Source organism: Sodalis-like endosymbiont of Proechinophthirus fluctus, assembly GCF_001602625.1.
Lineage (GTDB): Bacteria > Pseudomonadota > Gammaproteobacteria > Enterobacterales > Enterobacteriaceae.
In genome coordinates, this window is the sequence record NZ_LECR01000002.1 from 8,172 (window position 1) to 19,308 (window position 11,137).

The following is an 11,137-nucleotide window of genomic DNA, read 5'->3' on the forward strand; positions in this document are numbered from 1 at the left end:
AAGGTCGGCGGTGTATTAAACATCGAATCGTTTTCGGCCAGCACGCTGTAATCGAGAATGGACGGTAGCGCTTTGCTCGCTCGACCCAACAGATCCTCGCGCACGATGACCAGCGTCAACCCGGCCAGTCCGATGTTTTTCTGTGCGCCGGCGTAGATGACCCCAAAGCGGCTCACGTCCAGAGGGTGCGACAAGATCGTGGACGAGAAGTCTGCTACCACCACCCGATCGCCGAAATCCGGCAGTTCATCAATGGCCAGGCCATCAATTGTTTCATTCGGGCAATAGTGGACATAGGCGCCGTCAGTGGATAAGGCCCAGTCGCGCATCGGTTTGATCGCACGCAGGCCGTCTACTTCGGTGGTGACATCAATAACTCGCGGGTCGCAATATTTTTGCGCTTCTTTTATAGCACTGTGCGCCCAATAGCCGCCATCGATATAATCGGCGCTGGCGGCATCCCCCAGCAGATTCATCGGCACCGCGGCGAATTGCGCGCGCGCGCCGCCATGGCAAAACAGAACCTTATAATTGTCGGGGATCGCCAGTAGTTCACGCAAGTCTTGTTCAGAGGATTGCGCTACTTCGAGAAATTCTTTACTGCGATGGCTAATTTCCATGACCGATGTGCCCAGGCCATGCCAATTACACAATTCCTGCTCTGCCTTACGTAACACTTCCGCCGGCAGCATTGCCGGGCCAGCGCTAAAATTAAACACCTGATTCATTTTCCCTCACCAAGATTTGCCAGTAATACCGATAGATCTACTATGGTCTGGTCTTACCAGCCGCAACGCTTAATACTTAAGAGAATACATGGAGCCGGGGGAGAAAACACCATATTGTGGCAGTTTGCGGTTGATAATTTTGCCGTTGATAATATTGTGGCAGTTTGCTGTTAATAATAAGTAACCCTGATGATATAGGTCTTTTTTATTCCAGGCAAAAATGCGCGCTGGAAAACTCTATTGCCCGATTTCAGGCACAGCTCAGCACGCTTGGCTTTACTATTGAAGAAACATCCTGGCCTAGCCCGTGTTCCATGTCTAGTCGGTGCGTATTCGTGATCGCGACTGCCCGCTATGCCTTACCAACGCAAGGATGCGACCAGAAAAGTAGCGCTGGTGAGTATTTTGAACAGCCTCTCCACCAACTATTTTTTCGCCGGCTTTTCTCTCAGCACCACAACCGCCAACAGCGAATTTGTGCATTATCCTAAGAGCGCTGGTTCGCGCTTCTGGGAGACGGCACGCTACCGGACGGTATCCTCGATGATCATCTGAGCGCCTTTTATAATCCTGACTAGGAATTGACTGGACGCGATCTGGTAGATTTACAGTCCAGCAAATAACAAACGGGATTTGCGCCCTGTCTTTCAGACGCCTTTCCGACGGCGCTAAGGCGGTTTAGTCTACATTCCGATGAACATTGTTGGTAACCTGTGTGTTTCCAACGGCATATCGACCTTTAAACCGATGCGCCGATTAAAATACGCCATCATCCAGTTCGGCGGCATCAAAATGATAGAAAGCTCCTGCAGGGCGCGCACGACCGCGAGCTGGATCCGAGCCTGAAGAAAATCTTCACCGACTACTGTAAAACCCATAACCAGGGAGTTTTCGATGGTTACACCCCTGATATCTTACGCTGTCGTAAAGCGGGTGTTCCGACTGGTCAGCCGGATGCTTATGTTATGGCCGCGGCCGCACTATCAGCGATTACCGTCGTATTACCCTGTACGATATCGTACTACCTGATGAAAGATAAGCTCGCCCAGTTCCAGTCGCTGTATATTAAACTGGAAAACAGTGATAGTCTGGAACAGAACCATTCGCTGCGCGAAGAAATTGCCGACCAGCATCGCACACTAGGCCAGATTAAAGAGATGGCCGCCAAATCCGGCAGCGATATATTACCTGACCAGCTAGCACCGCGCAGGAAGCCGTGCAGTGAATATATTTCAGTTATCTGGCCGCCGTGAAATCCCAAACGACGGTGTCATATCCTTAAGCCACATCTCCACCTTCCTGGCCGTGTTCATCAAACGCGACCTGAAATCCGGCAAATTAACTGAAGAAATGACGCTGAACGACAGTAACGTCTATCGCACCATAGCCTGCAGCATCGCCGCCGACTCGATGTCCGCTATTAAATATGCCAAAATCACACCTATCCGCGGCGAAGATGGCCTGGCTACCGAATTTAACATTGAAGGCGAATACGTGCAGTTCGGTAATAACGATCTGCGCGTAGACGACATTGCCTACTACCTGGTTGAACGCTTCATAAAGAAAACTCAGAAGTTGACTACCTATCGCGGCGCCGTCCCGACCTAGTCGATCCTGACCATTACTTATACCTCCAACGTGGTGTATGGTAAGAAAACTGGTAATACACCGGACAAATGTCGCGCCAGCGCGACGTTTGTCACGGGCACCAATCCCCATACACAGCCATGACCAGAGAGGTGATGTCGGCTCGTTGACCTCGGTGGCGAAACTGCCGTTTACTTATGTGAAGGACGGGATTTCCTACACCTTCTCTATCTTTCTGAAGGCGATGGGTAAAGACGACATGCTTATAGCTAACCAGGGTCTGATGGATAGGTATTTCCATCATGAAGCCGGGTAGAAGGCGGGTCAGCATCTGAACGTCAACATGATGTACCGAAAAATACTGGTGAAGGCCATGGAATATCTAGAAGACTACCCGAACCGAACTATTCGCGTGTCCGGTTATACAATACGCTTCAAATTGCTAACTAAAGAGCAGAAGAAGCATACCTTCACTGAATCAATTTAGTTTCTCATACCGTCTTAAAGAACGTAAAATTAAGCAGGCTTTCAGCCAAAACTTATTATTCCATTATCAATGGATAAGTCCCTGCCGTGTCTGTTACTGGTCGTGTCTATTCCTTCGAATCCTGCGGTACTATAGATGGCCCCAGAATTCGTTTTATTATTTTTTCTAGAGATGCCTGACGTGCTTGTTTGTAATTGCTACAATCGCGATACCTAGGATACCCATAGCGGGTAGGAAATTACCATTGAGGAGATCGTGCGCTAGGTGATCACCTATCGCCATTTCATGAACGCGGTCGGTGGCGAAGCGATTCTGCAGGCGGAGTTTATGGACGAATGGTTCTGCGCCTGCCACGCCTAGGGTATACAGCCTGTGGTACAACACCTGTCTAGAGATATCAACGGTTTTGTGCGTCGCCACGATCCTGTGATTGACGAATTACTAGAGGTCAACGGTTTGGTTATGCTGGATATTAAGGAGATGAATGACGATATCTATCAAAATCTGGTCGAGGTGTCCAATTACCGTACCCTGGATTTTTCCCGCCATCTGGCCAAAATCAATAAGCGTACCTGGCTGCGTTATATAGTGGTGTACCGGGCTGGGAGGAATACTAGCTGGAAGGAGTCAAAACGTCCACCACCGAAACTATGAATTGTGCGCGCGATATTTTGGCGGGCTACGCTACAAGGTGATGTATTAAAGCCGCTGCGCCAAGCGACAGCCCGCCTAGGTGCATTATAGGTGCATTTCATGTTTATTTACTAATCATGAAAATTTATGAAAAATACAGTATATAATATCATATTTTTTGAACAACAAATGTTATTATAGGTTATAAAAGAAAACCACATTAAAGCAGCCCGCTGACGGGACATTTGGCAGCTCATTGCCCTCCGTATTAGCGTTCAGAAAAAAATGGCGATCCCTAGGACATCCCGGTCGTCATTATCATTCTATCTTTGGTTATTGTGTATTTAAAGTGTATTATTTAACCAATGAACCGAGTGTTTTATGGCGCGCCGCAAACGAAAAAATTCGCGGTATTCAAAAACCAACTGTTTAGTTCACCTGACTTGCGTTGCTGTATATCCTGCTTTCTATCTATAAAATCTATCTTATCCAAGGGTTGCAGATGCACTGGCGACGCTGCTGGATGACCAGGCAATACACGGAAAATGGTTGTCTCACCACGTTTATTATCACACGGAATAGCAGCACAAACGTTAGATAACCCGACAAGCGTAGCGTATAGCCGAAGACTTGAACTTCTTACTAACGGTCATCATATCACCATACTGAACTATATGGTCTGGTTCGCCATCTTCCGGCGTCGGTTCCATTATCATTTGGAAAGTGGATGCCCCCTTGGTGAGCCTGGGCTATTGCACTTTATCAAAGTGAACCGTACGAGTCTAAACAACCGGACGATTAATTTGCCTCCATCAAGGATAACTGGTAGTCCATCATGCGCGTCGGTCGCTGGATAAATGAAGGTCGCTAGCAACTTTATATGGGAAGTGTTCCATTATATTTCCCATCCTGGTGGCCGCCTACGCGCTACTTCTCCGGTGCTATCCAGTTCGTTACACTGATGCAGATTAACTCCGCGTTCAGCCATATTCAGGGCTCGCTGTCCTGTCCTGGTTTATCGATGCCTTTACCTAGCCAATTGGAAACCGTTTGGCGGGTTTTAACACCGTAGTGGACCGCCACAGCAGTCAAAATAAGCCTATCGAGCGCGTGCGGGAAACCTCACTCCAGGTGCTGTCTTTGCGGATATTAATGCTCAAGTACTAGATGGCCACTCGCTCTTTGCTCCGGTCACCACGTCCATTGCCACGGCGAGCAGGTACTTATGCCTGACCTGACCCGGCTGCGGTAAATACACACTGCTGAGGGCCAAATGCCGGCTTATAGCCCTCAGCAGCAGAGGCATTGTACTACAAGAGGATCGTAAGCTACTATTTTTTACTGAAACGCAGTTATATTCCCATCGGCAAATTGAAAGGTGTGCTGTACTATCTCGATCCACTGGATCACTTTATCGAAGCGTAAGTGTATGAAGTGTTAGTACAGTGTCGCCTCAACCATATGTTTCCGCGCCTCAACAAAGAGACCAAATGGAGCCCACTGGCGCTTTCCGCCAGCGCCCTTCCGATAAAGCCGGAGATTTTGTTTCATGATGAAGCGACCAGCACACTAGATGATAAGAATGAGCAACTTATGTATCGTCTGCCAATTGATACTTTGCCACACATTACGCTGGTTAGAGTGGCGCATCGCAATAGTGCTGCGCGTTGTCATACCCGCTGCTGATGCTTCACGCATCACGATGATAACGATCAGGCACAGATGCAGCCAAGCAGCAAACGCTAACGGAAAACACATAGCTAGGGCCATGGAGCCCCGTTGTACACTCCTCAACCGCGCAATGGAGAATCAAAACCGCACTAGTATAAAAAGGAGATAGGATAGCGTCCTCCAGCCCCAACGACGCGGTAGCCGGCGCGAACAACAAACAGACCATTATGATAACTGCGGGTGAAGTACTTAGCTAAGATAAGCCAGAGCGGCACTAGCGTGCTGTGTTCAACACAGCAATGGAAATCGTCAATAACAGGAGACTCGGGAGCAATAATAGCACCGGGCCGAGAATAGGCGGACATGGTATGGGAAACAAAGCCTCAAAGAAGAGATTGCGCGCAAAAAACGCACCTCAACGGGCGCGTCGCGATTATAGGACCCTTAACCTATATGGTCCAAACCGTTCATGTAGGGCCGCAGCACCACTGGTATTTCAATGCGGCCGTCGGCCAGCTGATAGTTTTCCATCACCGCTACCAGCGCACGTCCGACTGCCAGGCCAGAGCCATTCAGCGTATGCACCAACTGTGGCTTTTTATCGGTCCGGCTGCGGTAACGCGCCTGCATACGGCGCGCTTGGAAGTCCCCGATGTTAGAGCACGAGGAAATTTCGCAGTAAGTATTCTGCGCCGGCAGCCAGACCTCCAGATCGTAGGTTTTACAGGACGCGAAGCCCATATCACCAGTACACAGTAGCACTTTGCGGTACGGCAATCGCAGCAATTTCAGCACCTTTTCCGCATGGCCGATCATTTCTTCCAGCGCTTGCATCGACTGCGCTGGTTTGACTACCTGCACCATTTCTACTTTGTCGAACTGATGCATGCGGATGAGTCGGCGGGTATCACGCCCATAAGAGCCGGCCTCGGAGCGGAAGCACGGCGTATGGGCGGTCATTTTCAGTGGTAGCGCGTCTTCCTCGATGATCTCGTCACGCATCAGGTTGGTCAGCGGCACTTCTGCGGTCGGGATAAGCGCATAGGCGCTAGCTTCCGCTTCTTCGCTGAGAGTATTAGTATGAAACAGATCCTCGGCAAATTTCGGCAGTTGGCCGGTGCCATACAGCGAGACATGATTCACTAGATAAGGCAGATAATGCTCCAGATAGCCATGCTGCTCGGTATGCAGATCCAACATGAACTGGGACAGAGCTCGGTGCAGGCGGGCTATTTGGCCGCGCATCACTACAAAACGCGCGCCGGTCAGCTTCACCGCCGCGGCAAAATCGAGCCCACCCGCCATTTCCCCCAACTCCACGTGGTCGCGGATGGGGAAATCGTACTGGCGCGGTTCATCCCAGCGCGACACTTCCCGATTGCTATTTTCATCACGGCCGTCGGGCACCTCGTCGGCTGGGATATTGGGCAGCAACAGCGCGTAGTCGCGAATCGCGGCCTGCAGGGCATCCAGTTCCGTCTTGGCAGCGCTCAAACGCTCACCCAGTTGATTGACTTCCTGGCGCAGTGGCTCGATATTTTCCCCGCGGGATTTCGCGGCTCCGATGGCCCTGGATCGAATATTTCGTTCTGCTTGCAGATTTTCGGTTTCCACCTGGAGCACTTTGCGGCGCTCCTCTTGCTGGCGCAAGGTCGCTATATCCAGTTCGAATTTCCTGCGAGCTAACTTTTGAGCAACTGCGTCGAGCTCGTTACGCAGTAGATTGGGATCGAGCATGCTAGTCCTGTGCTTATGGTTATCTAATGTACGTTTAAGATGTAAGTCTATGGCCACACGGCGCTCAGAGGAACAACGGGGTCATACGTCATGAATTCAGTACTCTAACCTTACCGCAACGATAGGGTTATCGGTAGCGTTTTGTCGGGCTATTTTGATCCATCGCGCCCAACCAGGCGAGATTTTAATCGATTTTGACCTCCAGCCCGCGTGAGCTAGGTTGATAGTAAAGGGTATGCGCTATTTCTGACAGGAAATAGTCTTCGCCGGTAATGGTGTAGAGGCGTTGGTTCATCATGGGTATAGCGGTATTCTGCCCCCGGGAACATATCTTTTATCAACCGGGTCGGAATATTGCGCAGATGCGGCGGCACATCGTACGCGCATCGTGCATCGCCGCTTTGAAGATGGTATAGATCACATTACTTTTTTTCTGCGCGCAGGCCACCAGATAGACAATCGCCTGAGCTATGGCCCATTCTCTATCTGCCGGTCCCAAGGCAGCGATGGCAACCTATAGACGCGCGGATCGACATTACCCATCTCCTCCGAAGTAATAGCCAGCAGACGGCATGCGACATACAGCGGATCGCCGGCGGCGGTAATAATCCGAGCGTACCATACAGCGCTGTATCCGGGGCGGATCCGAGAACCGATTTATGCAGCGCCGAGATCAGGTCGTATAGCGATCCCTTTGTTATCAAAGAGCGCGTTGCGCTCGCCGGCTATCTCGTTTAACAGCGCGGGCGCAGCACCTTTGGTCCTCGGCGTCGGTTTTCCACCATGTCCACCATCATTTCTAGGCTGTTGAGCGCCTGAAGCACGCTGTTCACCTATGCTGACAGAAGGCGCCGTGTTTCCGGTTGCAGCATGATATTCTGGCCTCTGTACCCGCGATGGCTGTCGTCTTGCATTGCCTGATCGAACACCAGGCCGATATCGTCGGCCGTCAGGCTTTTCAGCAGAAAGACTTTGGCGCCGGAAGCAGCGCCGAATTCAACTCAAAGAAGAGGTTTTCGGTGGTGACTTGGATAAGGTGATGGTGCCCTCTTCAATATACGGCAAAAAGGCGTCTTGCTAGCCTTTATTGAAGCGGTGCACCTCATCGACAAGCAAAGTGATGCACTATCCAGCATCGCGATTGCACTGCCCCATCTCGATGGCCTCGCGGATCTCCTTGATACCGGAGGTCACTGCCGACAGAAGCTCCACATCGGCCTGGCCATAGTGTACAATGAGTTACACCAGGTTCGTTTTCAGGTCCCCGGCGGGGTTCCTCACAAAATCATGGAGCTTGCCGTTTTTTATCGCCCGCAGCAGCGGTTTGTCCGCCGCCAGCAGGTAGCTTCTGACCTATATACTCCTCAAGCATCGACGGGGCATGCAAGCTGCCAGCGGCTGGAATACGTTTTGGGAAAAGTCCAGGGATAGGTTACCCATATTACCTCATTGGCGCTGGTCGTCCAGCGTCACGCCTTTCGGTAGAGTAAAGTGGAATTTGGCATCCTCCATCGAGCTGTTCTTTTGTCTTTTTAGCTCATAAGCACTGCATTGACCATCCTGCTCCACAGCGGTAAAACCTTCAATAGTGCCGTTAGCGGTCACTTTAATCGTAAACTGCTTTAGGTTACTGTTATCGGATTTCGGCACCAGCGAGAAGTTATCGCCTTGCTGCTTCACGTTGTACTGACTCCAGTCGGCGGCGCTGTTGCGGGTTATCAGCATGAACGGCGTATTACCAGTTGTATTTTTCAGCCAGTTGGCGGTCACTTGTTCAACAAAAGGATTATAGAACCACAGGGTTTTGCCGTCGGAAACCAACACGCTTTCATCCGGCGCGGTCATATGCCAGTTAAACAGATTTGGCCGTTTCACCCACAGTTCCCCTTCACTTTCCTGAACTACTCTGCCTTCGGCAGTGGTCACCCGTTGGGTGAATCTGGCATGAAAATTATTGACCTGATTCAGGCGGCTTTGCAGGACATCGGCATCGTCCGCAAAAGCCGGCGCCGCTAGCACAGCTGCAAACAGACAAGCGGTCATTAACTGTTTTTCCACTATGGGTATTCCTTAAAAGAGTGAACCTGCGGCTCCCTCTCGAGGAGAGGCGACAGCGTTAACTTTATCGGAAGATGGGCAGGACGCCATAGAAATATCCTCTGAAACGTCCCGGCTTACGCATCTTTACGCATCTTTGCACGCGCGCCACACGTGGGACTTACTCCTGTGACGGCGGAGACAGCACTTCGCGGTTGCCGTTGTGCCCAGGTGAGCTGACAATGCCCTGCAATTCCATTTGCTCGACGATGCGTGCGGCTCGGTTATAGCCAATGCGGAACTGGCGCTGCACGCCTGAAATCGACGCCCGGCGCTTGTCGATAACGAAAGCCACCGTCTGGTCGAACAGCGGATCCAGCTCTTCATCGCCGTCCAGGCCGCCACCCTCGCCCTCATCGCTAGAACTGGTGATGCTGTCGATATATTGCGGCTGTCCACGGGCTTTCCAGTCGTTAACCACCGCATGTACCTCCTCATCGCGGACAAAGGCGCCATGGACGCGCACCGGCAGCGAGGAGTTAGGGGCCAAGTAGAGCATATCCCCCATGCCCAGCAGAGACTCCGCGCCCGTCTGGTCGAGAATGGTACGGGAATCGATTTTGCTTGAAACGGTAAAAGCGATGCGCGTCGGGATATTGGCCTTGATAAGGCCGGTGATAACGTCCACCGACGGCCGCTGCGTCGCCAGTACCAGATGAATTCCGGCGGCGCGTGCCTTCTGCGCCAGGCGGGCAATAAGCCCTTCTACCTTCTTGCCGACTGCCATCATCAGATCGGCAAATTCATCTATCATCACTACGATATAGGGAAACTTCTCCAGCACCGGCGGTGTTTCCGCTATGCCGTCACCCAATTTCCAGAAGGGATCCGGCACCGGCCTGCCCATAGCATCCGCCTGTTCAATACGCTCATTGTAGCCCGCCAAGTTGCGCACACCGAGCGCCGACATCAGCTTATAGCGCCGTTCCATTTCACCAACGCACCAGTGCAGTGCGTTGGCGGCGTCCCTCATATCTGTGACCACTTCGGTCAGCAAATGAGGGATACCTTCATACACTGACAGCTCCAGCATTTTCGGGTCGATCATAATAAAGCGCACCTCTTTTGGAGTCGCCTTATACAGGATACTGAGGATCATGGCGTTAATCCCCACCGATTTCCCAGAGCCGGTGGTCCCCGACACCAGCAGATGCGGCATTTTGCCTAGATCAGCGATCACCGGNATGTCCTTGCCGAACACCAGCGCCAGCGGCGAGGCAGTGTCGCGGAATTTTTCGCAATCCAGCACTTCGCGCAGATAAACTGTTTGGCGACGTTTGTTGGGCAATTCTAGGCCGACATAGGGTTTACCGGGGATCACTTCTACCACCCTTACCGCCATCGCCGACAGCGATCTCGCCAGATCGCGCGATAAATTGGAAATACGTGCCGCTTTCACCCCGGGGGCCAGATCCAGCTCGAAACGGGTAATGACTGGCCCCGGCGAAATGCCCACGACTTCCGCCTTGACGCGATAATCGGCCAGCCTAGCTTCCACCAGACGCGCCGTCTGCTCAAGTGTGAATATGTCCACCGGCTCTTCTTCACACGGCGGTGGAGTCAGAAGATCCATGGTCGGCAGTGACGTGGACGGTTTTTGCCGCGGCTGCTCCTGACGTATTAGGAACGGATGAATCAGACTGTCCATGATCGGTGTCTGCAGCGCGGGTTGGCCAAAGGGGTTATCCTGCAGCGATGACATGTCATCGCTCGGATAAGCGTTGGATTGCCAGTGGTCATCATGGGAAGGCGGCGTAAAACACGCGTTCTGCCTCGTAAAATCCGCCTCCTGTCGGCAGTTGTTTCCGNTCGCCGGTGCAGCGTCGGGATAGCTCTGTCTCTGCTGATGGGTAAAATCTTCCTCCAGACGCTGCTCCCAGGCCTCTTCTTCATCCGGGGAGGAGAGCATACGTCTTGGCGCAGCGTCGGCTAATGGCGCGTCAGGGTACTGAACCGCCATCTGACAGCGACGACCGTCAGATGGCGGCGACGACCCTTCCTGACTACCCGCCTGTCGTTCCTCCAGCGGCGGTCGCTGCTGAGAGGGGATCTTGATCCCGTATGAGGCGAGTTCACGCCGTGTCGGGATACGCACTGGTTTCGGGCGCGGCAGTTCTGGCCCGATGCCCTGTTTCACTTGCGGATTGTAGTTATTGCCGCTGGCGGAAAAAACCGGCATGAAGGTTAGCGGCGCGCC

The 11,137-nt window shown here is 52.1% G+C and carries 8 protein-coding genes and 6 pseudogenes; 5 read left to right on the forward strand and 9 right to left on the reverse strand.

The features are described 5' to 3' along the window. Positions 1-728 (reverse strand): 3-phosphoserine/phosphohydroxythreonine transaminase (serC, locus tag BG74_RS00195; protein ID WP_244267043.1); only part of this gene is annotated, 728 nt, incomplete at its 3' end. A 207-nt stretch (positions 729-935) separates the two neighbouring features. On the opposite strand from serC, the pseudogene BG74_RS15280 reads away from it, so the two are divergent. After that, positions 936-1,463 (forward strand): annotated as a pseudogene (locus BG74_RS15280) (30S ribosomal protein S12 methylthiotransferase accessory factor YcaO); the annotation flags it as partial. On the opposite strand, the gene BG74_RS15285 reads toward BG74_RS15280, so the two are convergent. Then, entirely contained in the window at positions 1,412-1,606 is a 195-nt protein-coding gene (locus tag BG74_RS15285; protein WP_066595575.1) for a hypothetical protein, read from the reverse strand. The pseudogene BG74_RS15280 and the gene BG74_RS15285 overlap by 52 nt on opposite strands. Between BG74_RS15285 and BG74_RS15290 the strand changes: the two genes are divergently transcribed. The 4 genes and pseudogenes from BG74_RS15290 (at position 1,580) to BG74_RS00225 (ending at position 5,121) form a co-directional block, all read left to right on the forward strand. Beyond that, positions 1,580-1,981 (forward strand): hypothetical protein, encoded by a 402-nt coding sequence (locus tag BG74_RS15290; protein ID WP_244267048.1) that lies wholly within the window; start codon positions 1,580-1,582, stop codon positions 1,979-1,981. The genes BG74_RS15285 and BG74_RS15290 overlap by 27 nt on opposite strands. Positions 1,982-2,078: 97 nt before the next feature. Then, positions 2,079-2,802: pseudogene (locus tag BG74_RS20075) on the forward strand (pyruvate formate lyase family protein); the annotation flags it as partial. Between the two features lie 86 nt (positions 2,803-2,888). Beyond that, positions 2,889-3,413 (forward strand): annotated as a pseudogene (locus tag BG74_RS00220) (radical SAM protein); the annotation flags it as partial. A 1,456-nt stretch (positions 3,414-4,869) separates the two neighbouring features. Further along, on the forward strand, positions 4,870-5,121 hold the full coding sequence (locus tag BG74_RS00225; RefSeq protein WP_187202425.1) for a hypothetical protein: 252 nt from the start codon (positions 4,870-4,872) through the stop codon (positions 5,119-5,121). Positions 5,122-5,255: 134 nt separating this feature from the next. On the opposite strand, the gene BG74_RS11985 is transcribed toward BG74_RS00225, so the two are convergent. The 7 genes and pseudogenes from BG74_RS11985 to BG74_RS20080 all read right to left on the reverse strand — a co-directional run. Next, entirely contained in the window at positions 5,256-5,471 is a 216-nt protein-coding gene (locus tag BG74_RS11985) for a hypothetical protein (RefSeq protein WP_187202427.1), read from the reverse strand. A gap of 79 nt (positions 5,472-5,550) precedes the next feature. Further along, positions 5,551-6,843 (reverse strand): serine--tRNA ligase, encoded by a 1,293-nt coding sequence (gene serS / locus BG74_RS00230; protein WP_066595583.1) that lies wholly within the window; start codon positions 6,841-6,843, stop codon positions 5,551-5,553. A 184-nt stretch (positions 6,844-7,027) separates the two neighbouring features. Next, a pseudogene (locus tag BG74_RS09690) lies at positions 7,028-8,283 on the reverse strand (AAA family ATPase). Positions 8,284-8,289: 6 nt separating this feature from the next. Then, the gene (lolA, locus tag BG74_RS00245) at positions 8,290-8,886 is read right to left on the reverse strand and encodes an outer membrane lipoprotein periplasmic chaperone LolA (protein ID WP_187202429.1); all 597 of its coding nucleotides are present in this window, start codon (positions 8,884-8,886) and stop codon (positions 8,290-8,292) included. Between the two features lie 175 nt (positions 8,887-9,061). Beyond that, positions 9,062-10,123: FtsK/SpoIIIE domain-containing protein (locus BG74_RS15305; protein ID WP_256364169.1), on the reverse strand; the 1,062-nt coding region annotated here is incomplete at its 5' end. Between the two features lies 1 nt (position 10,124). Beyond that, positions 10,125-10,748 (reverse strand): annotated as a pseudogene (locus BG74_RS15310) (DNA translocase FtsK); the annotation flags it as partial. 1 nt (position 10,749) lies between these two features. After that, positions 10,750-11,137: pseudogene (locus tag BG74_RS20080) on the reverse strand (cell division protein FtsK); the annotation flags it as partial.

What these genes read in the sequence shown, in the direction of transcription:
- BG74_RS15285 (WP_066595575.1), bottom strand. Translation starts at nt 1,606, where the DNA reads ATGGGTTTTACAGTAGTCGGTGAAGATTTTCTTCAGGCTCGGATCCAG.
- BG74_RS11985 (WP_187202427.1), bottom strand. Translation starts at nt 5,471, where the DNA reads ATGTCCGCCTATTCTCGGCCCGGTGCTATTATTGCTCCCGAGTCTCCT.
- serS (WP_066595583.1), bottom strand. Translation starts at nt 6,843, where the DNA reads ATGCTCGATCCCAATCTACTGCGTAACGAGCTCGACGCAGTTGCTCAA.
- lolA (WP_187202429.1), bottom strand. Translation starts at nt 8,886, where the DNA reads ATGACCGCTTGTCTGTTTGCAGCTGTGCTAGCGGCGCCGGCTTTTGCG.